The following is a 24510-nucleotide window of genomic DNA, read 5'->3' on the forward strand; positions in this document are numbered from 1 at the left end:
GAAAATCAACTGTGTAATAACTGGAGGTAAACGCCGTTGGTCCAGCCGAAGCCATCCTGGTTAGGATAATTGCCCCCGCCGCCCGCCGCGTCTGTAGTAACGACATTGTATTTTTCGGTCATCTTGCCGGTTGCCTTAAAAACCTGGTCATTTAGGTGAAGCCACCGCCGACGCACTTCCTGAGCGGTTTGATCAAATCCATAATTTTTGAGGGCCTGGTAAGCAGTCCATTGTAAAGGTGCCCAGCCGTTGGGCGAATCCCACTGCTGCCCCGAACGCTCAAGCGAGGTGATCAGCCCGCCGGGTTGAAGAAACTCGTCGCGTAACCGATCATGCACGGAGCCAGCCTGTTCGGGGGTAGCTAATTTGAAGAAAAGGGGATAGACCCCGGCCAGCGTAATGGCAGGAGTTAATTGCTGGTTTACCAAGTCATAATCCATAAAAAACTGATGCGTATCGCTCCAGAATAAACGCTGAATCGTTTCTTTTCGGCTTGCGGCCAACTGCCTGAACCGGTCGGCTTCCTGCGGATTATTGCTCTGGGAATAAGCTTTTTGAAGCTGATTTTCGAGGTAATACATCAGGCAATTCAAATCAACGGGGACAATATCAGCGGCGTAGATCGTAGCCATTGATTTTCCATCGGCCAGCCATCGGCTACTAAAATCCCAACCCGATTCGCAGGCGGCGCGGATGTGGCGGCTAAACTCGGCGGGGGAAATGCCCATGTGCCGTGCCTGCTGGGCCGCTTCGGCTTCTTTCGGATAAGCTTCGGGGCGGGGGGTAGTAAGGGGGTCCCAATACCGATTCAAAACCAACCCACCGGGTACTTGAACAACCCGCTCGGAAGCAGAAACCGTATCGGAAAGGGCCGTGCTGCCCGACATCCAGAAATTGTACTCTTGCCGCATGTAAGGCAGGTAATGGGTCAACGCATCCGGGCCGTCCAGTTCGACCATCAGGTCAACCATTTGGGCAAAGTACGGGGGCTGTGAGCGACTTTGAAAGTAAGTCCGGTTCCCGTTGGGAATAAAGCCGTACGTATCAATCAGGTACGTGAAATTATCCATCATATTCCGCAGCAAACTCAGACGCCCCGACTGTTTCAGGCCCAACATCGTAAAGTAACTATCCCAATAAAAGATCTCCCGGAAACGCCCACCCGGAACGACGTGCGGATAGGGCAGCGGCAAACGCGAACTTCCCTCCGTTGGCGCATCGGCAGGGCGCGTGAGCAAGTCCCAGAGCTTTTCAATGTGTTCGACGGTCGAAACAGAAACGTTACTGGTGAAGTCGGTGGCGGGCGAAGTTGGCAGAATAAAATGCTGATGCACAAACGAAAGCAAGTCAAAGTCCGGCTTGCCCTTCTGAATTTCGTACAACGTAACAATATCGGCAGGATTCATTTTCGGTACGCAATCCACGAACGTTTTTGAATCGCCGAAAATGCGGCTCAACTGAACATCAAAATACAGAGGGCCAAATAGTTGATCAGGTGTCAGAGGTAACGAAAGCGGGGCAGACATGGAATCAGATTTAAGTAAATGCAGCCTTAAAACAGGGTTGGGTACATATACTTTAAACATGCCTCTTTGTCGATTGTTTAGTAGAATAGAAAGGGTTATTTACTCAACAAACCGATATAAGTCATGCGTCCGATTCTGTTTTCTATACTTATAAGCCTTTGTAGTTTTTCGGCTTTTGCTCAAAATGATTCCGTTCTGACACCACGCGTACCACCCCGAACGCAGGTACTAACGCCAGCCAATAACGCGCCGCAATCGTCGGGAAGTACCCAGGTTCTAACACCGGCCAACGGCTCGCCCCTGTCGACACCGGGAACGCTCATGCAGGCGCCCATCAACACAAACGTTCCTGTTCAGGAGGAAGGCCGCAACAAACGGAAGACGGCACCGCCCAGCGATCCCAAAGCGTTTGGCGTGGCTGTGCCGCTCGGCAAAACCAAACAAGATACGTTGAAACGCTAAAAAAGAAGCCCGGACTAGTCCGGGCTTCTGTCATCTTTCGGTGGTGTGAATGTTAATGTTTTCCGATGATTGTGAATTTGTTACCCTCGGAATCGGTCATTTTAAAGGAGAATTTACCATTACCAGCCGTGCCGATATAATCGCCATCTTTAGCCAGCTCTACTTCGCCGTTGCCAGCGTCTTTCAGTTCAATACTCTTGATGCTTCCAGAATTGGATTGCTTACCAATGCTGAAATCAAGGGATAAAGTTACGGTGGTGGCTGTTTCGCGTTCGAGGTCCGCCTCGCCAGAAATGTTGGTTTCGTCGATGTCGTACGTTTTTCCATCCATAATGATCGATGAAAAGGTGTAGTTCCCCGCGATTTTTTTGGCAAGATCCGGATCAACGTCGTTGTCTTTTTTACAAGACGTCAACATCAACGGCAAAATCAGTAAAAGGTAAATTAACTTTTTCATGGTGCAGCGGTGTTCTTTGTTGTTTACCTTACGAAGGTACGTTACTGCACAGCTCCTTTGAAAAACAAATAGTTACCAAGTGCTTTAAGTGCCGATTGAGTCAGCAAAAAAAGCTGTTGAATTGTATTTTAGTCAGTTTAGCTTTTACGGTCGGCACCCTGCCGTTCGATCATCCAGCCGGGGTATTCGGGAGCAAGTTTGCTAACTTCCTCTAATTTTTTCAGGTCTTCTTCCGTCAGTTTTACATCTATGGATTTGAGGTTGTCTTCCAGTTGCTCTACTTTTTTTGCCCCAATAATTACCGTGGTTACTACCGGTTGGTGAAGCAACCAAGCCAGTGCCAATTGAGCCACCGAGATGCCTTTATCGGCAGCCATAGCGTGCATTACATCCAGAATATCGAAGGCTTTCTCTTTGTTCACCGGCGGAAAGTCAAAATTAATCCGGCGGGAATCTTCCGGTCCCTGCTGGTCACGACCGTATTTCCCACTGAGTAATCCGCCCGCCAGCGGACTCCAAACCATCAGGCCCACTTTCTGATCGAGCAGGAGCGGAACCAGTTCGCGTTCCAGGTCGCGGCCCGCGATGGTATAATAAGCCTGAAGCGAGACAAATTTCGCCAGATTTTTATGCTCCGAATAAGCCAGTGATTTCATCAAGTGCCAGGCTGCCAGATTACTACAGCCAATATAGCGCACTTTTCCACTGGTTACCAGATCATCCAAAGCCCGTAGCGTTTCTTCAAGCGGTGTAATCGGGTCGAAGCCGTGAATTTGGTATAAATCGATGTAATCTGTATTTAGCCGCCGCAGGCTTTCTTCTGCCTGAAACAGAATGTGCTTGCGACTCAGGCCGGTTTGGTTAGGGCCGTCGCCCATTTTACCCCGCACTTTGGTGGCAATAACCAGATCATGGCGGTTCACGCCCAGGTTCTGAATGGCCTTACCGGTCATTTCTTCCGACAAACCTTCCGAGTAGACATTGGCCGTATCGATAAAATTGATGCCGGCGTCGATTGAGCGTTTGACCAGGTCGTCAACGGGTTGCTGCTCTAGCTGGCCAATGGCGGTCCAGTAGCCCCGGCCCCCAAAAGTCATGGTGCCCAAACAAAGCTCGGAAACCAGTAGTCCCGTGTTTCCTAAAACATTGTACTTCATAATGATGATGGATTGATGTTCGCTTAGGCAAAGTCTTTCGAAGAATTAATGATTTGTTTTGCCTGGGAGTTTAACAAACGCCTGAAGGGTTTCGTTTGAGAATCTTTCGTTAAGAATTGTGCTAAGAATAAAAGGGAGCGAAGGAGTGAGGTAAATTCCTGCTAAAAAGCTAAGCCCCTAATTCGCTTCCTAGGCAAATTAGGGGCTTAGCCGTACGTCAAAAGGCTACTGCTGAAGGCATTAATGAGGCCACTGCTGGAGCGGCTGAATCTTCGTTTTCGCTGTTTTAGCCGCCTTGTCGGGAATGAGCAGAACGGTAAGCGCCGACTTTGTTTTGGCAGGTACTTTCACCTCGAACCCAACCCGGATCGTTCCCGGATTAGCTGCGTCGTAATCATTCGGTGGATCGGTGGTCCAGGTTTTGAGAGCCACCTTGGCCGGCTCCGCGACCTCCAAAATAAGCTTTTTACCATCTTTGGTTAATTCAGCCTTATTGCCACTGATGATTTTCACCGTTGCGGGCGTAAGCATGGTCCAGCGAACGGTAGCTTCGTCGGACAGCGTTTCAACTTCGTCCCGTACCACAACGTACGCGCTATTGGCTAGTGCAATACCCCGGTTGGCCGTCGCGAGCGAGCCTTTATAGACATCCGTCAGGTCGATGGTTGTATTCATAAAAGCCGGATTGCTGGAAGAACTTAGGATCGGTGCTTTCCCGACTACACGTTGCAAACTATCATTGATGGTCAATGTGTTGTGGACAAAGTTGTTGTACCGGAATACGCGCCAGCGTTGGGCGTTTTGCCGACTGTTCCAAAGATCAACCTTCTTTGATTCCAGCGATTCGTAGTTCTGCATCCCGAAATCCATCGCCCAACGAACCCCGTCGGCTTCCATGACGAACGAACCAATGTCCATGTGCGCGTGGCTGGTAGACGGGCTACCTCCTTTAATACCCACGTAAATAGCTGACGGATCAGACCAGGACGTACGCATGAGCGCAACGGGCGTTTTGCCTTTACCAACCCACATCGTGGCTTTGGGGGCGGCCAGATTGGTGACGCCGATGCCATTACTCCAAAGCAGGGTGGCGGGCAGAAGGCGGTTTTTGAGGTATCCTTTCGGGTCTTCGTTGATCAGGCGGTTCCGCTCAACCCACAGCAGTGAAGGGTCTTTGAGCTTGCTGGCAAACCAGAACATGGCGGGTTGCGTTTCACTGCCTGTGCCAGCGTCCGAGTAATTAAAAGGCAGTCCAGATGGGCCGGTCATGTTCTCAAGGTAGGCCGCTGTTTTCAGGAAGCCGGGGCGGGCTGATAAGCCAAAATCACTGTTAAACGCTTTTTCGAGGGCGCTAATCAGCATGACATTGAAGCTCGTTCCGTAGCCCCAGTACCCGTATCCTTCGGGATAAGCGCCGTCAGGGGCGTAGTCGGTCATGGAGGTGACCACCGTTTCAATGGCTCGATTGATCACGCGTTTTGCCAGTTCCGGCTGGTCTTCATAGATTGCCAGGGCACCGTAAGTCATCCCCGCGTTACAAACCTGGTTCCAGTTGTTAGAGCTTCGGAGCCAGCTATTGTGCTTCGGGTCCATCGAGGGTTCAATGCCTTTTTTGAGAATGGCCTCTTTAATGGCAGAACGAGAGCTTTCAGATAAATCGTGGTAAAGCCAGTCGTAGCCAATGGAAACCGCCATGGTCATTTCGGCGACATCTAGAAAGTGGGAGGGGTTCCAGTCGCTGAACGCCGAGATGGCCAGCAGTTCCTTTTCAGCCCGTTTCAGGTATTTATCCTGATGAGTCATTCGCCAGGCGTAAGACAGGTAAAAGAGGCGGCGCAGGCCCTCCCGCGATTTGTCGAGGAGCCGCCTTCCAATCTGGATGCGTTGCAGCGGCGCGGCGTCGATCAGCCGGTCGCATTCCCCGAGAATGGCCTGGTGCATTTTGTCCCAGGCTTTGTCGGCGCCAACGGTGCGTTTGATGGCTTCTTCTTCGCCTTTCAGGAGCAAAATTCTTGGATGATCAGGAAATTTGGAGGCCGCCAGATGGTCGGTTTGGGCAATGACGGACGAATAGCTTACCAGAAAAATAACCAGAAGCTTAAAAACAAGGTGGTTCATGGGCTACAGAGCGTGTACGTAGAAGCAGAAAGGTTAGCGGGTCATAGGGATTATCGCTAATAAAAGCGGCATCCGAACCAGATATACTTTCGGCGGAAACGCAAATTCAGAATGGCGCTCTAGCAATCCGGGTATTGCTCCCCACTGCTCAAAACTTTCGGAGCAAACCCTGCATCATCTCCGTAAAATAAGCGCCGTTGTAAGGCCCGAACCAGTTCATTGTCTGTGTTTCATAGGCTTTTAGTTGGTAATATTTGTCGGGCGTGATGTAACCCACGTAACCGCCATCGAAGCTGGTAACCATCAGGTTAAACCCTTTTTGGGTAGCTACCTGATCAATTGCCGGAACTAGCTCGCCGGAAAAGTCGCAGGGCGCGCCGAGAAGTACGGTCTGGCCAATGCGGAGTGCTTTCAGATCAGACGGATAGTTGCCGTATAAACTATAGAATAAGCCCGGACGAACCCGCCAATCGCCCAGAATGCGTGGGCTTGGTTCACGCAGGGCCAGCGGCAGGGTCAGAACGCCCAGGGCACTGTCGGGACGCGTTTTTAAGTTGGTCAGGGCGGGGGAGATGCGCGTCATTAGGCTATCCGTAAACTGATCAATGGCCACAAAACGGTCTTTCTCGTTCGAAGCGCGCGAGCCGGTACTGCCCACCGCCCCGGCCATAAACGCCGCAAAACCGCCCGTTTCTTTCTCCAGTTTATCCACCAATGCGCCCGGATAATCCCGACTCAAAAACTGATACGCCTTCATGTTCACAATGGTCGCGTGGCCCGAATACGTGCAAAGCAGGGCCGAAGTGCCGTCCGTTTTCTGAAGCTTGAGCAGCCGGATTTTATCATCCACCGGATAAGCGTTATTCAACCGATTGTAGATAAACGGGCGCGCCGAAACATCCGTAAATCCAAGCGCAGCGGGAGCCAGTTGTTGCTGCGCCGTAACGATGGATTTCAGGATGGCATCGGTAATGCGATCAATAATGCGCTGATCAAATTTGCCGGAAAAAAGGCGGCCCACCAGACCGGGTGCCCACCCGCCGAGGCTGTTGTGCGAGTGAATAGCCCCCGTGTAAACGTCTTCCCACCGAAACCCGATTTCGGGAAGTCTTTTCTTGAGCTGCTCCGTTACGGTCGGTGGCGTGATGAGTAAATCCAGCGCCACAAGCGCCACTTTGGTACTGCCGTTATCCAGCACAATCGCCCGGACATAGATGGAATCGTGTACGCTTTCCCAATGCTTCCCCCAGCGGGCACCGTACCCGCCCGTCGGCGTGGTGTAAGGTGGCGTTATATTAACTTTAGCCCAGCCAGCTTGCAAAGGCATTTTTGGCTTCGGTGGCGGAGCCAATTTGCGGAGGCGCTGGTTGGTCAGGCGGTAATAGGCAGTTTGTTGATACGGTGTATAATCGACGGGAGAGAGGCTAACGGCTAAAAAGAGACCAAGAAAGATCACCAGGCCCAACAGGACTTTCAGCAGGATTCGCACGTATTTCATGGGCTTAACTTACGGCATTTGTTTCATTTTTTAAACTATATTTGATCGGACAGACTATTCCGGATTGTAGCTTTAAGCGCCATTTTGCCGTGATTGAGGCAAAGTCTGGAGAAAAAACTGGCCGTCTGAACGAGAAAACCGTAGCTGCCTATGTCGTCAATTCTGATCCTTTTTGCTCACCCCGCTTTAGAAAAATCAAGAGCAAATCAGATCTTGCTTCGCGCTTGTCGGGAGGTTGAGTCGGTGACCGTCAATGATTTATACGAACAATATCCGGATTTTGATATTGATGTTGACCGGGAACAACAACTATTGATCGACCACGATTACATTATTTTACAGCATCCATTTTACTGGTACAGTTCACCCGCTATGATTAAGCAGTGGGAAGATCTGGTGCTGGAACACGGTTGGGCGTATGGCCGGGAAGGGAAGGCGCTAATTGGAAAAAAGATGCTTAACGTCCTGACAACGGGTGGGCCGAAGGGCGCTTACCAGGAAGAAGGTCTTAACCGATTTACCATGCGCCAACTGCTGGCTCCTTTTGATCAGACGGCTCATTTGTGCAAGATGATTTACCTGCCCCCGTTTGTGATCCATGGTACACACCGACTCAGCTTGAACGAAATAAAGCAGTATGCGGCTCGCTATCAGCGCCTTCTGACGCTACTGGCAAACGATGAACTGGATCTGGAAGAAGCCCGGAAGCGGCAATACCTAAACGAATTATTCCCAGAATAACCCACTTATGAATCAATCCATTCTACTCCAGGCCATTATCTATCTGGCTTCCGGGGTTTTGTTTGTGCCCATTGCCAAGAAACTCGGACTGGGTTCCGTACTTGGTTACCTGCTGGCGGGGGTGGTAATTGGCCCGGCGGTGCTGGGTCTGGTGGGCGATGAAGGGCAGGATATCATGCATTTTGCCGAATTTGGCGTTATCATCATGCTCTTTCTGGTGGGGCTGGAACTGGAACCCGAACGGCTTTGGAAACTTCGCGTTCCGGTGCTGGGGCTGGGTGGTTTGCAGGTGTTGCTGACGGCTTTGCTGACCGGTGGGCTGGCTTTTGCTACTGGCTTACCGTGGCAACCGGCGCTGGCGCTAGGCATGATTCTGGCCATGTCGTCGACGGCCATTGTTCTGCAAACCCTGAACGAAAAAGGGCTGATGCAAACGGCTGCCGGACAAAATACGTTCTCGGTGCTGCTGTTTCAGGACATTGCCGTTATTCCCATTCTGGCGATTATGCCGCTACTGGCGACGTATCCGGTAGTCGAAGCCGCCGACCACCACGCCCATTTTTCGCTGGTCGATGGATTACCCGGCTGGGTGCGGCCTTTTGTGGTGGTAGGTGCGGTTGTGCTGCTGGTGCTGGTTGGACGATACGTGATGGGGACGGTTTTTCGCATCATTGCCCAGACGGGTTTGCGGGAGGTTTTCATCGCCACGGCCCTGCTCATGGTGGCCGGAATTTCGATCCTGATGGAAATGGTGGGCCTCAGTCCGGCGCTGGGTGCTTTTGTGGCGGGCGTGGTGCTGGCCAACAGCGAGTACAAACACGAACTGGAAAGTGACATTGATCCGTTTAAGGGCTTATTGCTCGGCTTGTTTTTTATCTCCGTTGGCGCTTCCATCAATTTTGCATTGATTGCTGAAAATCCGTTGTTAGTCATCGGCATCGTACTGGGAGTTATGGCGGCTAAGGCGTTGGTTCTGGCCACGTTGGGTAAGGTGTTTAAGTTGCAGACGGATCAGAATTTGCTGTTTTCGCTGGGACTTTGCCAGGTGGGTGAATTTGCCTTCGTTCTATTTTCCTTTGCTACGCAAAACGGAATTTTGTCGCAGGAAGTAGTTGATTTGATGACGGCGGCGGTGGCCATCAGCATGGGGTTGACGCCCCTGATTTTTCTGGCGAACGAAAAGCTGTTGCTACCCCGGTTGGGCACCAAAGAGGCCGTGGATAAAGAGCAGGATCACATTGAGGAGCACAATACCGTAATTGTAGCTGGTTTTGGGCGATACGGTAACATTGTCGGTCGGTTTCTGCGCGCGAATAACATTGGAACGACCGTCTTGGATTTTGATTCGGACCGGGTGGATACGCTGCGAAAATTAGGGATCAAAGTCTATTACGGGGATGCATCACGCTACGACCTGTTGAAATCGGCAGGGGCCGAAAAAGCCAAATTGATGGTCATTGCGCTTGATTCACCCGAAAAAGCGCTGGACTTGGTCGAAACCGCCCGGAAACATTTTCCGAACCTGAAACTGCTGGTGAGGGCTGCCGACCGGGATGATGCCTACGAATTGCTGGATGTGGGGATCGACCATGTTTACCGCGAAACCCTTGATAGTTCGTTGCGCATGGGCGTTGATGCCATGACGTTGCTGGGCTTCCGGGCGTATCATTCGCAACGGGCCGCGCGGCTCTTTCTGAAACACGACGAGCGGAGCATGAGCGAGTTAGCTGCCCTTCGCCACGACCGGAAGCAATATTTCAGCAGTGCCCGCCAACGCATTGAGGATCTGGAAGAATTAATCAAATCCGATAGCTCTAACCGCTGGTTGAAAGATGTGGGCGACGGCTGGGACGCGGAGTCATTGCGTAAAGAAGCCAACCAGCAGCGGTAATTTTGTGGTGCATCAGCCGGGCAGAAATCGTACTTTTGTCCTATGTCTTACCAACCCATTGGCGTATTCGATTCGGGCTACGGCGGCCTGACGGTCCTGAAATCCCTGGTCGGAAAACTGCCCCAGTACGATTATATTTATCTGGGCGACAATGCCCGTACTCCCTACGGTACGCGCTCGTTTGATACGGTGTACCAATATACGCTGGAATGCGTGCAGCACCTTTTCCGCAAGGGTTGCCAACTGGTGATTTTAGCCTGTAACACGGCTTCGGCGAAGGCCTTACGCAACATTCAGCAACTGGATTTGCCGCATATCGCGCCGGAGCGTCGGGTGCTGGGCGTGATCCGACCTACCACGGAAGTGATCGGCCATTATACGAAAACAGGCCATGTTGGCATCCTGGCAACGCGGGGAACCGTTACGTCGGAATCGTATTTAGTGGAAATCGAGAAGTTTTTTCCGGAACTAACCGTTTTTCAGGAGGCCTGTCCCATGTGGGTGCCGCTGGTCGAAAACGGGGAATACCAGAGTGCCGGAGCCGACTATTTTGTGCAGCAGCACATCGACCATCTGATGCGGCAGTCGCCGGACATTGATACATTGCTTTTGGCTTGTACGCACTACCCATTACTATTACCAAAAATTCGCAAAGTCGTTCCTGAATCCATCACAATCTTAAGCCAGGGCGACATTGTAGCTACCAGCTTAACCGACTACCTGCGGCGTCATCCCGACATGGATGCGCAGTGCAGCAAAGGCGGAACGCTTCAGTTTTACACGACCGATTCACCCACGGAGTTTGGACGGCAGGCGGGCGTTTTCTGGGGCGAGCCTGTCGAAGCGGAATGGTTAAAACTATAGGTAAGTTCAGGGCGGCGAAGTGGCTGCTTCGCCGCCCTTTGGTCCATAAAAAAGAACCCAGGTGCTGAAATCGTCGGTAAAGTTTTCGAAGCGGTGTACTACCCCGGCGGGAACAAACAGCACATCACCGGGTCGGAAACGGGTCGTACTGGTACCAGCTGGATCTTAAATCCCGATAAACTTCTGTCTAAAAAGCTTGTCTTAATGAAGGATGTAAGCGTAAACAAGCTGCTGGACCAGATTGTGCAGTTAAACAGAGAACTAACGCCAGCGGATTTGGCGCAGGGAAGTCGCTTGTTTCAGAAACTGGAATTCGAAGCAAATGAGGTTTTGTTGCAAGCGGGTCAGGTTTGTCGGCATCTGTATTTTCTGGACGAAGGCCTAATTCGCTGCCACACGTTTGCGGATGACCGGACGCTTTGGTGCGAGTTTGAGAATACGTTTTTCATGAGTCCGAGAAGTTTTTTTCAGCAGGTTCCTTCCCGCGAAATACTAACATTTCTGGAGCCGAGTCGGGTTTACGCCATTCGTTATCAGGACTTGAACGAGCTTTATCAAACTAATCCTCGCTGGGCGGTGTGGGGTGTCCGGTTCATGGAGCGGGAATACCAAAAGCTGGAGTCTATCTACCAGTTGCTGTTCTACAAAGATGCTTCCGAACGATACGAAGAATTGCTGGCAGCCCGCCCCGACGTAACCCAGCGCGTTCCTCTGCATTACATCGCTTCGTTTCTAGGCGTATCGCCGATTTCTTTGAGCCGTATTCGGGCGGGGAAACAGAAAAAACGATTTTAACAAATGTTAAGGTAGTTGTCGGCTCCAACGACCAGTTTTGTTCTAAACAAACTGCTTTATTGCGTTACCAGGAGGACCAGCCACCGGTGGCTGGTCTGTTCATTGTATTTTTGCTGCTAGGTATCTACGCGCTCAAAATTCTGGCGCTGGCAGGGCTTTTCCTCAGTCTGTTTGCCATTAAACTGTTACTTGCTTTCGCTTTACGCAGTAAATAAACGGTCAACACGATGTCGAAGAAACCCATACTAATCACGGGCGGCAGCCGGGGAATTGGCGCCGCTACCGCTTACCTGGCTGCCGAAAAAGGCTATGCGGTCTGCATCAATTACCTGAAAAATCAGAAAGCCGCTGCAAAGGTCGTTGATACCATTCGGCAGAAAGGCGGTGAAGCGGTGGCTTATGCCGCGGATGTCTCCGTGGAATCCGAAGTCGTGGCGCTTTTTCAGCAGCTTGATCGGACCTTCGGGCCAGTTCAGGCTTTGGTTAATAATGTGGGTATTCTGGAGCGGCAAATGCGATTGGAAGAAATGAGCGCCGAGCGGTTAAACCGACTTTTTCAAAATAACATTGTCAGTGCTTTCTTGTGTGCGCGGGAAGCGGTTAAACGCATGTCGACCAAATACGGCGGAAGGGGCGGAGCCATTGTCAATGTCTCTTCCATTGCGGCTCGTACGGGTTCACCCGGCGAATACGTCGATTATGCCGCCTCAAAAGGCGCGATGGACAGTCTAACGCTGGGGCTATCGAAAGAGGTAGCCGAGGAAGGTATTCGGGTGAATAGCGTAAGGCCGGCCTTTATTTATACGGATATCCACGCCAGTGGCGGAGAGCCTGACCGGATCGAACGCGTTAAAGACTCGGTGCCCATGAAGCGGGGCGGCCAGCCTGATGAAGTAGCCCGTGCTATTTTGTGGTTATTGTCCGACGAAGCCTCCTATTCAACAGGCATTTTTATTGATGTCACGGGCGGACGATAGCGCTGAATCGACAGGCCAACCAGATCGCCTTTAATCCCAGCTACTTGATTTTTAAACAACTATTCTATTGGCTGGTTAGATAGACTGACAGTAATCATTCATCTAACCGCATAAAAATATGAGTATAGGTGCAGGCAAAACAGCCCTGATTACGGGTGCCTCCAGTGGAATAGGTCATGAATTGGCCAAACTTTTTGCAAAAGATGGCTACAACCTGGTTCTTGTGGCCCGTAGTGAAGAAAAATTAGGGCAGCTTGGCGGCGAGCTCTGGGATACACATGGTGTAGAAACAACCGTTATTGCCAAGGATTTGTCGGAAGAAGATGCCGCCCTTGATGTATATAATCAGGTCAAAGAAAAAGGAATCACGGTTGATGTGCTGGTCAATGACGCAGGCGTCGGCTTATACGGCATGTTTGCCACCGAAACGGATTGGGAAAAAGAAAAAGCCCTGATCCACCTGAATGTGCTGACAACCACCGAGATGACCAAGCTTTTCCTGAAAGATATGGTGGCTCGGAATGAAGGAAAAATTCTGAACCTGGCCTCGCTGGTATCGGTAACGCCAATGCCGCTTATGGCCGTCTACGCTGCCACAAAAGCCTATGTGCTAAGCTTCACGCAGTCGTTGATTAATGAGTTGAAAGACACCAACGTAACCGTTACCGCGCTCATGCCGAATGCGACGGATACGGACTTCTTCAACAAAGCGGGTGCGCAAAATACGAAGGTGACCGAGCAGTTGGATAACGCAGCGATGGTGGCCAAAGATGGTTACACCGCCCTGATGAAGGGCAGCAGCAAGGTGATTCCAGGTGGGCTGGTTAACAAAGGCTACGAAATTATGTCGTATCTCGCCCCGCACGAAGCAACGGCAGCGATGATGCGGAAAAATATGGAGCCAAAAGCCGAGCCAAAATCAGAGGAAGATAAATCAGCCGTCTGGACCTGGGGAATCGGACTGGCCGTTCTCGCCGTAGCTGGCGTGGCATTGGCCGTTGCGTACAACAACACGACGCCTGCCGATCGGGTGCGGTATCGCTACAAAGCAGGTAAGTTAAAAGCAGGTCTGGCCTCCAAGACAAAAGGTGCTTATAGCGACGCAGAAGACGTTGTAAACCATGGCTGGGAGAACGTTAAGGATGTATTAGCGAATGCCAAAGATCTGGTATCAAATGCCAAGGATGTGGTTAAACACGCCATGAATTAATTACGAATTCACTAAGAAAAGGGCCAATTCTTCTTGTAGAATTGGCCCTTTTTTAATGTAGCTGTTGCTGTAGCTTCTTTAGGTTATCAATGATTTCTTCCAGGCGCCGGTACTCTTTTTGGATGGTTCGACGACCCAGGACAAAATGCGCAAATAGAATCCAGGCTAAAGTCACCACCCAGATCAATACTTGATAGAAAGTGGAAAAATAGCGCAGAATTTCGATGTAGTAGCCCGCCAGCGCAATACCAAGCGCCAGCGAATACAGCGGCGTGTTAATTTTGATTTGTTGCTGCCGAAAACGATAGTATTCTTCCCACTGCTGCAAATGCTCGGTAGCTGGTGCCGCCACGTTGAAACGCCGCAGACGCCGATAAATAGTAAAGCAAATCAACACCTGCGCCAAGCAGACCAGGCAGATCATAAGGATGGCGGCATACGTAAGCTTCGATTGAAACTGAATGCTGCTGAAAAAGCCCAGCCAAAGGATGAACAATGCCGTGAGTGTCAGAGTAACAATGGCCTTTAACTGGCTCCGCTCCAAATGACGTTGGTGCGACTGCGTGGACTTTTTCAGGGCAGATGAATCTATTTTGGGGGGCGTTGGCGTTTCCTGCTGCCAAAGCTTTTTCAGGTTTTCAAAGTCTTCCATAGCGGTTATAGAGTTCACTAAGTTGCTGCTTGATTCGATGAATTTTCACGCGCAGATTTCCTTCCGAGATGCCGACAATCTGCGCAATTTCGACGTAAGGCGTATCTTCGAGCACAAAACCGATAATCAGGCGATCCGTTTCGGCGAGTTGGCTGATGCATTTATACAAGGTGCTGATTTGGTTTTCGCGCTCGTCTTTTTCGTCGGCAATGCCCTCCGCGTGGCGTTCGGTCAGTTCAGCAGTTGGTCGTGATTTGGCGGTTCGGAGGTGGTAAAGGCAGGTATTGGCCGCGATGCGGTACAGCCACGTACTAAGCTGCGAATCACCTTTGAAGCGAGACAGGTTTTCCCAGGCTTTTACAAACGTCTCCTGAACCAGATCCTGCGCCTGCTGATAGTCCCCCGTATACCCCAGGCACAGTTTCAGCACCTTGGGGTAATAGGTTTCGTAGAAAGCGTCGAATTGAATGATAGGGGACATTGAGTTATAAGCTACTCAAAAATTGATCGATTTGCTGATAAAACCACTGCGGATCGTCATACATAATAAAGTGTTTGGTCGAAGCTACCGCGATGGATTTATTGGGGAGCGCCTGGTATTGCTGGCCTAAAATACGCTCCGACGTTTCTTTGCTGTTAAAGTACAGACTACCCAGAACCAGCGTTGGCGCGGTGATGCGGGCCAGATCCCGCCGCAGATCAGTCGTGCTCATTTCCACAATCGTATAGCCCAGCGTTCTGCGGTCGCTTAGCGCCGACCAGTGCGCAATCTGTCGGGCCCGGGCCGTATCGTTTACTTGCGTCAGCATGGCGCGCGCCTGGTTTTTCTCGAAAGAAGAATCCGGCAGATTGACAAAGTTCTGTGCCACCGCCTCGGCGTTGTACATCGGAAGTTTACGCAGTGAATCAGCCTTGACGTTAGGATTCATCATGGACGAGATGAACGGGACACCATCGACGCAGATTATTTTCGAAAATAAACCAGGCTCAGTGCTGCCCACCCACAAACTCATAAAAGCACCCAGGCTGTGCCCGATCAGGATTGGCTTTTGTAATTTCTTCGCTTTAGTGTAGGCAATAACCTGATCTCGAACCGTTTGCAAAATTGGCTTTTCGATGGCCGGAACGCCCGCAAAGCCGGCTAGGGTCAGGACGTGACATTCGTAGCGATTTTTCAGGCGATTCACGGTTTCGTCCCAGACTTCGCCGCTGCACGAGTACCCGGGAATCAGGATGATGGGCTGACCTTTGCCCGTCACGGTGACTTTAAATGCGTTTTGCTGGGCGTATCCTAACTGAGCGATCAATAAAAAGAAACACAAAATGAGCTTTTTCATGGCTTGAATGAGTTGAATGTTATTGGTTGCCGCGCATTAGGGCCCTGTCTGCTGCGGTAATTTGTCCTTTGGATGCAGCCGTAAGTTGATTGTTACAGAAGAATTAAAAAAAAGTGAAATAATCGTCGTCACCGTTGGTAGGTGAGGAAAGTGCCCATTCAAAAAACGAGTACCGTAACGAACCTATTTACTTAAAAATCAATTCTAAAATTAGATGTATATACATGAATTAGTATGTCGAAACGATCCATAAAAAAGATAATCAAGCCACAACCGCAACGCATTGGCCCTTTAACCATGCATCAACCGCTACCCACGGCAGAGTTGACGCAGCTAGATCCTTTTTTGTTGTTGCACCACCACGGGCCGCAGCAATTTCCGGCGCGCAACGCGGGTTTGCCTTTTGGGCCGCACCCGCACCGGGGGTTTGAAACGGTGACATTTATTTACGAAGGCGACGTGAAACACCGGGACAGCAGCGGTTTTTCGAGCACCATCCAGCGCGGAGGTGTTCAGTGGATGACCACCGGGCGGGGGTTGGTGCACTCGGAGGCATCGTCGGAGCAGTTCAAAGAGCAGGGTGGCGCGGTTGAGCTGATTCAGCTTTGGACCAACTTACCGGCAAAGGTCAAAATGATTGAGCCGCACTATGTGGGTTTGCAGGAGGCTGAGATTCCTACGGTTACGCTGGACGAGGGGAACGTGACAGTTGCCGTTACATCTGGAACCTGGGAAGGGGTAGCGGGTGCTGTTCAACCTGTTTACGACGTTGAGCTGGCCAATGTGACGCTCGCGACCAACGGGACCTTTACCCGCCAGATTCCCGCCGAACGCAACATTCTGTTTTATGTGCTGAACGGCGCCGTTGTTGTGAACGGGCAGGAAGTGAGCGGTCGCGCGCTGGTTGTTTTCGGAAACGACGGCACGGAGCTGGAAGTACGCGCTACGGCAGATACGCGGATTCTGCTTGGCTCGGCTGAACCAATCAACGAGCCGGTCGTATCGCATGGCCCTTTTGTGATGAATACGCAGGAGGAAATTAAACAAGCCATTTACGATTACCAAACGGGTCGAATGGGTGTTTTGGACGCATAAATCACAAAAAAGTCGAGGATCTATTCCTCGACTTTTTTCTTATTAGGCGGGTAATTCGCAAATTTTATCTAGAAAAATAAACGTTGGTGGCCCGAGGGTGCCGCTCGCCTTCATGGTTTCTTTCGTGAGTGGATCGGTCAGGAAACTCTCAAAAGCGGCTTGCGATGTCCAGCCAAAAAAGATGGTTAGCTGTTGTGGATTGGCCGTGGAAAAGATCTGGGATTGCAAGCAGCCGTGTTTTTGACGTATTTCTTTCCCTTTCGTTGTAAAAACAGTGATGAATTGAGTATAGTCCTGAATGTGGATCTGAGCTAAAATATGAATCATGATGTGGCGTATTGAATGCGGTCAATTCTAAATTTGAGGATTACTTCATGTTGTTTGGGCAGGCACAACGGGCTGCCTTTTGTTACCGGGCGTGGCGGTGGCTTTGCTGACTGCTTCGTCCTGGGATTGCTCAATCGCTGTGCCTTCGCGTTTCTGATCGCCCGGCTGTGAAGGCTTGGGATAGCTGCTGAGAAAATAGAATAAAGCCCAGCTGATAAGCAGGTAGTAATTGATTTCCACGGAGGTGTGTATTTGTTGTTTACACCCAAAATTGCCAGATAACGGCTTTAAAACCAGCCTTAACATGGACGAACTGCATAAAATCAAACGTAGACAGTACTAGAAACAGATCGAACTGTTACGAACTTACGCGGGTTAGATCCGTAAATTGCGACGCTACTCATCTGCCGTATGAACCGCATCGACCGCGTTACTGCCATTCTAATTCAATTACAATCCCGCAAGATTGTCAAAGCCCAGACGATGGCCGACCGTTTTGGCGTCAGTCTACGCACCATTTACCGCGACATTCGGACGCTCGAAGAAGCCGGGGTGCCCATTATCGGGGAAGCGGGCGTTGGCTACAGCCTGGTCGATGGCTACCGACTGCCCCCGGTGATGTTCACCACAGAAGAGGCCACCGCCTTCCTGACCGCCGAAAAGCTGGTTGAGAAAATGACGGATTCGACGATGAATACCAGTTATAAATCAGCCATGTATAAGGTGCGGGCGGTGCTGCGCAGTGCCGAAAAAGAGTTGCTGGAAGGCATGGAAGAGCATATCGAAGTCGTTCAGAAACAGCCCCCCTTGGAGTCGGTGCTGCTGGATAATACGCTTCAGGCGATTTTGAAAAGTGTGACCGAGCAGAAGGTGTTGGAGCTGCGCTATCACGCGTTTCATTCATCTCAAACGACGGAGCGGTTGGTTGAGCCGGTGGGCATTTTTTACGCCGGTGGGCATTGGCACCTGCTTGCCTTTTGCCAGCTACGGGCCGATTACCGCGATTTCAGAACCGACCGAATTCTTGAACTCCGACAAACGGATAAGAATTTTAACCGCGAGCATCCATCGCTGAAGACCTACCTGGCGCAGGTAGCCGAACAGCAAAATCTGGAAACCATTGTGATAAACGTGGATAAAGATACAGTCAGGTATTTGCAGGAAGTGAGGTATTACTACGGATTTGTAGCCGAAAAGCCCGTCGAAGGTGCTCTGCAAATGACCTTTCTGAGTCCAGATCCCGCTGTTTTTGTGCGCTGGTTTGCCATGTTTGCCGATGCCGCCGAAATTGTACACCCCTCCTCGCTGCGAACATTACTAAAAGCTCACCTCACTAAAATTGCCGAACGAATGGGCTAGCCGCCCGCTTTGCCCGTACAGAACGACTGTTTTGGGTAGAATAAGTCTTGAAAGGTCTTTCGAATGCAGGGCGGTTGTTTGGGGAGAGTCTTTATATTTGTCGCATGAAAAACGAGAACACTTACACAGTCGAAAGTAGATACGCCACTTCGCCCAACGAAGTGAAGCAGATGGATACGGAAGCGCTCCGGAAAAATTTCCTGATCGAGACCTTGTTTGTTGCGGACCAGTGCCAGTGGGTGCTGTCGTTCTTCGATCGGTACATGACGGGTGGCGCCTATCCAACGACGGGACCCGTGACGCTGGAAACACCGGATAACCTGAAAGCGACCTATTTTCTGGAACGCCGCGAGCTAGGCATCATCAACGTGGGTGGAGCCGGACAGGTCGTAGCCGATGGCGAAACCTTCGATCTTGACTATAAAGAAGCCTTGTACATTGGTCAGGGAACCAAAGACGTTCAGTTTATCTCCAGCGATTCGGCCAAGCCCGCTAAATTTTACCTGAACTCTACACCCGCGCATACCAAGTACCCAACGCGTAAAGTGTCGCGCGCCGAAGCAGATAAAGTAGAGCTGGGAACGCCAGAAACGGCCAATCACCGGATTATCAATAAATTGCTGGTAAACAGCGTTCTGCCGACCTGCCAGCTGCAAATGGGCATGACCGAACTGAAAAGCGGTAGCGTCTGGAATACCATGCCCGCCCACGTTCACGACCGGCGCATGGAAGTTTACTTTTATTTTGAAATCCCGGAAGGACAGGCCGTTTGCCACTTTATGGGCCAGCCCCAGGAAACGCGCCACATCTGGATGCAGAACGAACAGGCGGTTATTTCGCCTAACTGGTCGATTCACTCGGGCGCAGGAACGTCCAACTATACGTTTATCTGGGGTATGGCGGGCGAAAACCTCGACTATGGCGACATGGATTTTGCGGCTATCACCGAACTAAAATAAACAGTTTTCAACAAGGACGCAGAGTTGGCAGGGCGGTAGTGGCGCTGTTGGCTCTGCGTTATTCGTAGCGAACACTCCGGTTTAACACACACATATGGCTTCTATTTTTGATACATTTTCCTTGCAGGGCAAAGTGGCTCTGGTAACAGGTTGTAAGCGTGGCATTGGCAAGGCGATGGCCGAGGCCCTGGCCGAAGCCGGTGCCGACATCATTGGCGTTTCGGCTAGCCTGGAACTGGAGGGCAGCGCCGTGGCCCAGTCGGTGGAGAGCTACGGACGGAAGTTCTACGCCTACCAAACCGATTTCGGAAAGCGGGCGTCCCTGTACGAGTTCATTGAGCAGGTCAAAAAGGATCATCCCGTGATCGATATTTTGGTGAACAATGCCGGAACCATCCTGCGCAAGCCCGCCGCCGAACACCCCGATGAATACTGGGACGAAGTGATTGCCATTAACCAAAGTGCGCAGTTTATTCTAACCCGCGAAATCGGGAAAGACATGGTGGCGAAAGGCAGCGGGAAGGTAATTTTCACGGCTTCGCTGCTCACGTTCCAGGGCGGAATCAACGTGCCGGGCTACGCGGCCAGCAAAGGAGCAATAGGAAGTTTAGTGAAAGCCTTCGCGAACGAGTGGGCATCTAAAGGCGTGAATGTCAACGCCATTGCGCCGGGTTATATTTCGACCGACAATACCGAAGCCCTGCGAAACGACCCCGTTCGGAGCAAGTCCATTCTGGATCGCATCCCGGCATCGCGCTGGGGCGAACCCGCCGACTTTAAAGGGCCAACGTTGTTTCTGGCCTCCGCTGCGTCTGATTACGTGCATGGCACCGTATTGACCGTCGATGGCGGCTGGATGGGCCGTTAAAGAAAGTTTGTTGCATAAAGTTTTGCCGGTAGCGTTCTTAGTGAAATGCTACCGGCTTTTATTTTTACTAAATTGAGCCTTCGGTAACAGAACGAACCGACACCCCATCAAATCAGGTCCATGAGTTTTCTGAAGCGTATCAAGAATTTAGTCATTCCCCCGGATGAAGCCAAAATCGCAGCCTCGGTGGAAGAAGTTACCAATAATCGTATTTTAAACGAGTTGGTAGAATGTTTTGACGATTCGCTCCGCAAAGAATCCGTCGGAACGAGTCTGCTTTTTAATGCGCACTTTTTAATTATTCTGCATCCTGACACCTACGAGACGCGGCTGCCCTCGCTGCCGGTTGTGGTCAAAGAAGCCGTAAAGGCATTTTACAACAAGCTACAAAAACTCAAAGTCGATTACGAAGACATTTCACCGGTTTCGGCCAATTGGCATTTTAAGTTTGGGCCGGGCGTTGAGTTTAATAATGAGAAAGTTGACGTTCACGATGTCAAGGTAATTGGCATGTTAACGGGGCTGAAAGAAAGTGGTTCACAGGCAAAGACCAAAGTGACCATGAAGCCCAAAAAGTCGAATGTTTACGATAAAATGGACGTTAATCTGGACGCGCTCCGGCACATCGACTTCCGGGAATCGGGAGCTTTTACGGTGAAATTCAACCCGGACTTACGACTAGGTGCTGAAGCCCAGCCCCGGGCGGCGGGCGGCGCGCTGGCGCAGATTGAGTATTACCTGGGTGATAAAGATCAGGAAGAAACTTACCAAATGCGCGATAAGGAAATCGTAGTCGCCCGGAAAGAGGTGGATAATCAGGGGTATAGCAACTATCTGCTGGTCGATTCGCCTTATGTATCCAATCCGCACGCCCGAATCCGTTACAACGAAGCCGAAAAGCGGTTTCAGATTGCCTCTTTTAGTCGCAACGAAACGCGAGTGAACGAACGAATTATTCCCAAAAGCGAGCTGGCCGACCCCCAATGGTTCGATCTGGCGCCCAAATCGCAGATCCTGCTAAACAGTCTGGTAACGCTTACTTTCCAAAGCAATCTGTAGTTTATCATGATCGACTTTCTAATTTCCTTATCATTATTGGCCTTTGTTGCGTTATTACTAACCGGGCATTTTAAAAAACTTCCGCGTTAATTGTATGATGAATAGTCTCCGGTTTGCCGGTCAGACAGATGTGGGTCGCCGTCGCAAAGACAACCAGGACACCTATATCTGTAAACAGTTGTGGTCAGACACCAGCGCGTTGCTGGCGGCGATCGATGGCGTTGGTGGGTACGCAGGCGGCGAAAAAGCGGCGGCCATCGCCAAAGAAGCAATCGAACGGTACATGGCTTCCCCGAAAGGCGATACGCTGACCATGCTGCGAGAAGCGGTTGTTTTTGCCAATAATCAGATTGTCGAAGAGAGTAAAAAAGACCTTCGCTTTTCGCAGATGTGCTGTGTGCTGACGACCGTGGTAGCGGATGCGAAAGCGCAGAAACTATACTTTGCGCACGTCGGCGACACACGCCTCTACCGTTTTCGGGATGGGGTGCTGGAAAAACTCTCCAAAGACCATTCGCTGGTGGGTGTTCGGGAAGATGCTAACGAGCTAACCGAAGAAGAAGCCATGAAGCACCCCCGACGCAACGAAATTCTGCGGGAAGTGGGAATGGAGGTACACCGCATTGACGACCCGGATTTTCTGGATTATGAGGCGCTGGAATTTCTGCCCGGAGATGTGCTAATGCTCTGTAGCGATGGCTTGTCGGACATGCTGACCCGCGCCCAGATGCAGGCCATTCTGATCAAAAATACCTCGCTGGAAACAAAAACCGAAGAGCTGATTGAACTGGCCAACCAGCAGGGCGGCCACGATAATATCACGGTGGTGCTGGCCCAAAACGGTCAGAAAACCGCAGCCGCCGTAAAACCTGTCACCGCCCGGAAAGCAGAAGCAGCACCTGTAACGACTGTAGATCCTATTAAAAACACGGCACCTTTCAAAACGGAAGCACAACGCCCGGCCCCAGAACCGGCAAAAAAAAAGAGTAGTTTACCCACGCTGCTGGCCGTTTTTGTAGGAATAATTGCCCTGGCTGGCGCGGCCTGGGTCTTCTTTTTGAAGCCACAGGAATCGTCGAAAGGAGTGAGTGTTGCTCCAGATCTGGATGAGGTGATGCCGCAGACTAATGGGATCAACATCGATTCACTCATTGCCAATGCGCAGAGAACTCCGTCCAAGCGGCTGGTTTTGTCTCGCGAGGTGCTCGGGACAACCGGAGATACCCTGACAGTGGCCCAGGCCATTGATTTGAAAGACACACTTTTTATCGAAAGCAGCGTTCCCTTTACGATTATTCCTGCGGATAGCACGAAAAATCAGCTTGCTTTTCGAGTTGCCAAAAACAGTCGCGTTCGTCTGGAAGGGGTGACAATCAGCGGGTTTGAAACGGGAGTTCAGGCTGGCGAGAACGCTAGTCTGCATTTGCGGAAGGTTTATTTTAATCAGGTTGCCGTTCCCGTGAGTGCGGAAGTAAAACAGGATACGTTAAAGGATGAGGAAGTGATTCTTGTGGTCAGAAAGTCCAAAGTGCCACCTCAATTACCTAAGAAATAGAATGTCTACATCAAGTTATAATCAATATTTTCCCGGGTACGAAATTTTAGGCGAGTTGGGTCGCTCCAACGCCCGGGTGCTTAAAGCCCGCAATCAAATCACGGGCGAGCTGGTGGCTATCAAGCATTTTTCGCTCCAAACCGACGCGGTAACGCTCCAGCGTTTCCAGCGCGAATCGGAGATCATGACCAGCATCGGGCACCCCAATATTGTCAAGGTCAAGGAAGTCCATCTGGATGCCACCATGCCTTACATCGTTATGGAATTGATCGAAGGCGGGGATTTGCGAAAGTTGTTGAAAACCAGCGAGCACAACCACCTGGATGTGGCTACCACCGTGCGCCTGGGGCTGCAAATGGCCGAAGCGTTTCGGGTAATTCACGAGAAAGGCATCATTCACCGGGACATCAAGCCCGAGAACATCATGTACCGCGAACTACCCAGCGGAGAGCTGCATTTTCTGCTGACGGATTTCGGGATTGCTAAACTGCGTGAACATCCGGTGACCGTAACGGGACAGTCAGTAATGACCTACGAGTATGCTTCTCCCGAGCAGTTTGATAATTTACAGGGCGTTGAGGCCGCCACCGATTATTACTCATTGGGCGTTGTGCTGTATGAGTGTTTAAGCGGGAAAGTGCCTTTTGAACTGGTTGAAGGCGGAATGCGCACGTTTGTGAACCGCGTGGTCGAAATGCCGCCGCCGCCACTGATTTTGCCCAATGAACGCTTGCTGCCCGAAAGCATGCGGGCGCTTGTGCTTAGCCTGCTGGAAAAAGACGCGGCCAAACGCCTGCACGATGCCGACGACCTGATTGTCGAGCTAAATCAGGCCAATATTGAACAGCTTCGGGCGCGGAAGCAGAAAAGGCAGCCAACGGCGACCTTCAGTACGGAGCCTGCCTTGCCCGTTTCGCCAACCCCGCCAACTTATGTTGATTTGACCGAAAACAATCCGTACAGGACGTCGGATGAGCCGCCAAAAGCGAAAAATGATACCTGGAAAATAGGTCTGCTTATTCTGGCAATTTTGTTCGCCGTTTACTTTGGGGTGCAGTATTACCAAAACAGAGCAGGCGGTAAAACGGTAGCTGGAAGTGAATCCAATCTGCCGGAAACTCTTGCTCCCAGCGATTCCGCCGTGACCGATGAGCCTGAATCAGAGGACATAGGCGTAAACGATACGGTGTCTGAACCCACTGTGGCCGAAAGCGATTCCACCACCACCACCGCCAGCACGACTGATTCGGTTTTTTCTGACAATCAGATTTTTACCACTGCGGAGCGATTGCCTGAATTTCCCGGCGGACAGGAAGCGCTTTATGAGTGGCTTAGCAAAAATATCCGCTATCCTGAAGAAGCCATGCGCGCCAATGTTTCAGGACGTGTTTCCACCAGTTTTGTCGTCAATATTGACGGGAGTATTCAGGATATTGAAATTCTAAAAGGATTAGGGTTCGGGATTGATCAGGAAGCGATTCGGTTAATTGAGGCCATGCCTAGATGGAAACCGGGTACGCAGTCGGGCCGGTCGGTGCGGGTGCGGTATAACCTGCCAATGAATTTCCGGCTGGAAGAATAGCCAATTTTAGGGTATTCTAAA

The 24510-nt window shown here is 51.0% G+C and carries 25 protein-coding genes; 15 read left to right on the plus strand and 10 right to left on the minus strand.

Features of this window, described 5'->3' with window-relative positions; all coding sequences use genetic code 11:
• Positions 1 to 5: 5 nt before the first annotated feature.
• A complete protein-coding gene (gene treF / locus L0Y31_RS08760; RefSeq protein WP_234736743.1) occupies positions 6 to 1526 on the minus strand; it encodes an alpha,alpha-trehalase TreF in 1521 nt (506 codons plus the stop codon).
• Between the two features lie 123 nt (positions 1527 to 1649).
• Here treF and L0Y31_RS08765 point away from each other — a divergent pair, with 123 nt between their 5' ends.
• Positions 1650 to 1988, plus strand: a complete 339-nt coding sequence (locus L0Y31_RS08765; protein ID WP_234736744.1) for a hypothetical protein — start codon at positions 1650 to 1652, stop codon at positions 1986 to 1988.
• Positions 1989 to 2040: 52 nt separating this feature from the next.
• On the opposite strand, the gene L0Y31_RS08770 is transcribed toward L0Y31_RS08765, so the two are convergent.
• The 4 genes from L0Y31_RS08770 to L0Y31_RS08785 form a co-directional block, all read right to left on the minus strand.
• The gene (locus L0Y31_RS08770) at positions 2041 to 2445 is read right to left on the minus strand and encodes a hypothetical protein (RefSeq protein ID WP_234736745.1); all 405 of its coding nucleotides are present in this window, start codon (positions 2443 to 2445) and stop codon (positions 2041 to 2043) included.
• A 137-nt stretch (positions 2446 to 2582) separates the two neighbouring features.
• Positions 2583 to 3602: an aldo/keto reductase gene (locus tag L0Y31_RS08775; protein WP_234736746.1), complete on the minus strand. Its 1020-nt coding sequence runs from the start codon at positions 3600 to 3602 to the stop codon at positions 2583 to 2585.
• 240 nt (positions 3603 to 3842) lie between these two features.
• Positions 3843 to 5720 carry a heparinase II/III domain-containing protein gene (locus L0Y31_RS08780; RefSeq protein ID WP_234736747.1) on the minus strand — a complete coding sequence of 626 codons (1878 nt, stop codon included), beginning with the start codon at positions 5718 to 5720 and terminating at the stop codon, positions 3843 to 3845.
• Positions 5721 to 5868: 148 nt separating this feature from the next.
• A complete protein-coding gene (locus L0Y31_RS08785) occupies positions 5869 to 7218 on the minus strand; it encodes a neutral/alkaline non-lysosomal ceramidase N-terminal domain-containing protein (RefSeq protein ID WP_234736748.1) in 1350 nt (449 codons plus the stop codon).
• Positions 7219 to 7368: 150 nt separating this feature from the next.
• Here L0Y31_RS08785 and kefF point away from each other — a divergent pair, with 150 nt between their 5' ends.
• The 7 genes from kefF to L0Y31_RS08825 all read left to right on the plus strand — a co-directional run bounded on the left by kefF (position 7369) and on the right by L0Y31_RS08825 (position 13696).
• Positions 7369 to 7959 carry a glutathione-regulated potassium-efflux system oxidoreductase KefF gene (kefF, locus tag L0Y31_RS08790; protein WP_234736749.1) on the plus strand — a complete coding sequence of 197 codons (591 nt, stop codon included), beginning with the start codon at positions 7369 to 7371 and terminating at the stop codon, positions 7957 to 7959.
• Between the two features lie 7 nt (positions 7960 to 7966).
• On the plus strand, positions 7967 to 9850 hold the full coding sequence (locus tag L0Y31_RS08795; protein WP_234736750.1) for a monovalent cation:proton antiporter-2 (CPA2) family protein: 1884 nt from the start codon (positions 7967 to 7969) through the stop codon (positions 9848 to 9850).
• A gap of 42 nt (positions 9851 to 9892) precedes the next feature.
• Positions 9893 to 10714, plus strand: coding sequence for a glutamate racemase (gene murI, locus L0Y31_RS08800; protein WP_234736751.1), 822 nt, complete (start codon positions 9893 to 9895; stop codon positions 10712 to 10714).
• A gap of 204 nt (positions 10715 to 10918) precedes the next feature.
• Positions 10919 to 11509 (plus strand): Crp/Fnr family transcriptional regulator, encoded by a 591-nt coding sequence (locus L0Y31_RS08810; RefSeq protein ID WP_234736753.1) that lies wholly within the window; start codon positions 10919 to 10921, stop codon positions 11507 to 11509.
• A 59-nt stretch (positions 11510 to 11568) separates the two neighbouring features.
• The gene (locus tag L0Y31_RS08815) at positions 11569 to 11724 is read left to right on the plus strand and encodes a hypothetical protein (protein WP_234736754.1); all 156 of its coding nucleotides are present in this window, start codon (positions 11569 to 11571) and stop codon (positions 11722 to 11724) included.
• Positions 11725 to 11736: 12 nt separating this feature from the next.
• Complete coding sequence (locus L0Y31_RS08820) at positions 11737 to 12486, plus strand: SDR family oxidoreductase (protein WP_234736755.1); 750 nt, start codon at positions 11737 to 11739, stop codon at positions 12484 to 12486.
• Positions 12487 to 12604: 118 nt separating this feature from the next.
• Positions 12605 to 13696, plus strand: coding sequence for an SDR family NAD(P)-dependent oxidoreductase (locus tag L0Y31_RS08825; protein ID WP_234736756.1), 1092 nt, complete (start codon positions 12605 to 12607; stop codon positions 13694 to 13696).
• A 52-nt stretch (positions 13697 to 13748) separates the two neighbouring features.
• On the opposite strand, the gene L0Y31_RS08830 is transcribed toward L0Y31_RS08825, so the two are convergent.
• From L0Y31_RS08830 to L0Y31_RS08840, 3 genes are read right to left on the minus strand one after another with little or no spacing between them, the layout of a single operon-like run.
• The gene (locus L0Y31_RS08830; RefSeq protein WP_234736757.1) at positions 13749 to 14348 is read right to left on the minus strand and encodes a hypothetical protein; all 600 of its coding nucleotides are present in this window, start codon (positions 14346 to 14348) and stop codon (positions 13749 to 13751) included.
• Entirely contained in the window at positions 14335 to 14829 is a 495-nt protein-coding gene (locus L0Y31_RS08835; protein ID WP_234736758.1) for an RNA polymerase sigma factor, read from the minus strand. The genes L0Y31_RS08830 and L0Y31_RS08835 overlap by 14 nt, the downstream gene beginning before the upstream one ends.
• Before the next feature lie 4 nt (positions 14830 to 14833).
• Positions 14834 to 15685, minus strand: coding sequence for an alpha/beta fold hydrolase (locus L0Y31_RS08840; protein ID WP_234736759.1), 852 nt, complete (start codon positions 15683 to 15685; stop codon positions 14834 to 14836).
• Between the two features lie 297 nt (positions 15686 to 15982).
• Here L0Y31_RS08840 and L0Y31_RS08845 point away from each other — a divergent pair, with 297 nt between their 5' ends.
• On the plus strand, positions 15983 to 16780 hold the full coding sequence (locus tag L0Y31_RS08845) for a pirin family protein (RefSeq protein WP_234736760.1): 798 nt from the start codon (positions 15983 to 15985) through the stop codon (positions 16778 to 16780).
• 42 nt (positions 16781 to 16822) lie between these two features.
• Here L0Y31_RS08845 and L0Y31_RS08850 read toward each other — a convergent pair whose 3' ends face one another.
• Complete coding sequence (locus L0Y31_RS08850; RefSeq protein ID WP_234736761.1) at positions 16823 to 17107, minus strand: putative quinol monooxygenase; 285 nt, start codon at positions 17105 to 17107, stop codon at positions 16823 to 16825.
• A 45-nt stretch (positions 17108 to 17152) separates the two neighbouring features.
• Positions 17153 to 17347 carry a hypothetical protein gene (locus L0Y31_RS08855; RefSeq protein WP_234736762.1) on the minus strand — a complete coding sequence of 65 codons (195 nt, stop codon included), beginning with the start codon at positions 17345 to 17347 and terminating at the stop codon, positions 17153 to 17155.
• Positions 17348 to 17518: 171 nt separating this feature from the next.
• On the opposite strand from L0Y31_RS08855, the gene L0Y31_RS08860 reads away from it, so the two are divergent.
• The 6 genes from L0Y31_RS08860 (at position 17519) to L0Y31_RS21055 (ending at position 24489) form a co-directional block, all read left to right on the plus strand.
• Positions 17519 to 18466, plus strand: a complete 948-nt coding sequence (locus L0Y31_RS08860; RefSeq protein ID WP_234736763.1) for a helix-turn-helix transcriptional regulator — start codon at positions 17519 to 17521, stop codon at positions 18464 to 18466.
• Between the two features lie 104 nt (positions 18467 to 18570).
• Positions 18571 to 19425, plus strand: a complete 855-nt coding sequence (gene kduI / locus L0Y31_RS08865; protein ID WP_234736764.1) for a 5-dehydro-4-deoxy-D-glucuronate isomerase — start codon at positions 18571 to 18573, stop codon at positions 19423 to 19425.
• Between the two features lie 94 nt (positions 19426 to 19519).
• Entirely contained in the window at positions 19520 to 20293 is a 774-nt protein-coding gene (locus L0Y31_RS08870; RefSeq protein ID WP_305067607.1) for an SDR family NAD(P)-dependent oxidoreductase, read from the plus strand.
• 120 nt (positions 20294 to 20413) lie between these two features.
• Positions 20414 to 21352, plus strand: coding sequence for an FHA domain-containing protein (locus L0Y31_RS08875; protein ID WP_234736765.1), 939 nt, complete (start codon positions 20414 to 20416; stop codon positions 21350 to 21352).
• Positions 21353 to 21446: 94 nt separating this feature from the next.
• Positions 21447 to 22907: a protein phosphatase 2C domain-containing protein gene (locus L0Y31_RS08880; protein ID WP_234736766.1), complete on the plus strand. Its 1461-nt coding sequence runs from the start codon at positions 21447 to 21449 to the stop codon at positions 22905 to 22907.
• Position 22908: 1 nt separating this feature from the next.
• Positions 22909 to 24489: a TonB family protein gene (locus L0Y31_RS21055; RefSeq protein WP_234736767.1), complete on the plus strand. Its 1581-nt coding sequence runs from the start codon at positions 22909 to 22911 to the stop codon at positions 24487 to 24489.
• The last annotated feature ends 21 nt before the right edge of the window (positions 24490 to 24510 follow it).

Origin of the sequence: Tellurirhabdus bombi (assembly GCF_021484805.1) — a bacterium.
Taxonomy (GTDB): domain Bacteria; phylum Bacteroidota; class Bacteroidia; order Cytophagales; family Spirosomataceae; genus Tellurirhabdus; species Tellurirhabdus bombi.

Bases quoted from the DNA above. Each gene is read 5' to 3' on its own strand.
- treF (WP_234736743.1), bottom strand. From the start codon at position 1,526: ATGTCTGCCCCGCTTTCGTTACCTCTGACACCTGATCAACTATTTGGC.
- L0Y31_RS08765 (WP_234736744.1), top strand. From the start codon at position 1,650: ATGCGTCCGATTCTGTTTTCTATACTTATAAGCCTTTGTAGTTTTTCG.
- L0Y31_RS08770 (WP_234736745.1), bottom strand. From the start codon at position 2,445: ATGAAAAAGTTAATTTACCTTTTACTGATTTTGCCGTTGATGTTGACG.
- L0Y31_RS08775 (WP_234736746.1), bottom strand. From the start codon at position 3,602: ATGAAGTACAATGTTTTAGGAAACACGGGACTACTGGTTTCCGAGCTT.
- L0Y31_RS08780 (WP_234736747.1), bottom strand. From the start codon at position 5,720: ATGAACCACCTTGTTTTTAAGCTTCTGGTTATTTTTCTGGTAAGCTAT.
- L0Y31_RS08785 (WP_234736748.1), bottom strand. From the start codon at position 7,218: ATGAAATACGTGCGAATCCTGCTGAAAGTCCTGTTGGGCCTGGTGATC.
- kefF (WP_234736749.1), top strand. From the start codon at position 7,369: ATGTCGTCAATTCTGATCCTTTTTGCTCACCCCGCTTTAGAAAAATCA.
- L0Y31_RS08795 (WP_234736750.1), top strand. From the start codon at position 7,967: ATGAATCAATCCATTCTACTCCAGGCCATTATCTATCTGGCTTCCGGG.
- murI (WP_234736751.1), top strand. From the start codon at position 9,893: ATGTCTTACCAACCCATTGGCGTATTCGATTCGGGCTACGGCGGCCTG.
- L0Y31_RS08810 (WP_234736753.1), top strand. From the start codon at position 10,919: ATGAAGGATGTAAGCGTAAACAAGCTGCTGGACCAGATTGTGCAGTTA.
- L0Y31_RS08820 (WP_234736755.1), top strand. From the start codon at position 11,737: ATGTCGAAGAAACCCATACTAATCACGGGCGGCAGCCGGGGAATTGGC.
- L0Y31_RS08825 (WP_234736756.1), top strand. From the start codon at position 12,605: ATGAGTATAGGTGCAGGCAAAACAGCCCTGATTACGGGTGCCTCCAGT.
- L0Y31_RS08830 (WP_234736757.1), bottom strand. From the start codon at position 14,348: ATGGAAGACTTTGAAAACCTGAAAAAGCTTTGGCAGCAGGAAACGCCA.
- L0Y31_RS08835 (WP_234736758.1), bottom strand. From the start codon at position 14,829: ATGTCCCCTATCATTCAATTCGACGCTTTCTACGAAACCTATTACCCC.
- L0Y31_RS08840 (WP_234736759.1), bottom strand. From the start codon at position 15,685: ATGAAAAAGCTCATTTTGTGTTTCTTTTTATTGATCGCTCAGTTAGGA.
- L0Y31_RS08845 (WP_234736760.1), top strand. From the start codon at position 15,983: ATGCATCAACCGCTACCCACGGCAGAGTTGACGCAGCTAGATCCTTTT.
- L0Y31_RS08850 (WP_234736761.1), bottom strand. From the start codon at position 17,107: ATGATTCATATTTTAGCTCAGATCCACATTCAGGACTATACTCAATTC.
- L0Y31_RS08860 (WP_234736763.1), top strand. From the start codon at position 17,519: ATGAACCGCATCGACCGCGTTACTGCCATTCTAATTCAATTACAATCC.
- kduI (WP_234736764.1), top strand. From the start codon at position 18,571: ATGAAAAACGAGAACACTTACACAGTCGAAAGTAGATACGCCACTTCG.
- L0Y31_RS08870 (WP_305067607.1), top strand. From the start codon at position 19,520: ATGGCTTCTATTTTTGATACATTTTCCTTGCAGGGCAAAGTGGCTCTG.
- L0Y31_RS08875 (WP_234736765.1), top strand. From the start codon at position 20,414: ATGAGTTTTCTGAAGCGTATCAAGAATTTAGTCATTCCCCCGGATGAA.
- L0Y31_RS08880 (WP_234736766.1), top strand. From the start codon at position 21,447: ATGATGAATAGTCTCCGGTTTGCCGGTCAGACAGATGTGGGTCGCCGT.
- L0Y31_RS21055 (WP_234736767.1), top strand. From the start codon at position 22,909: ATGTCTACATCAAGTTATAATCAATATTTTCCCGGGTACGAAATTTTA.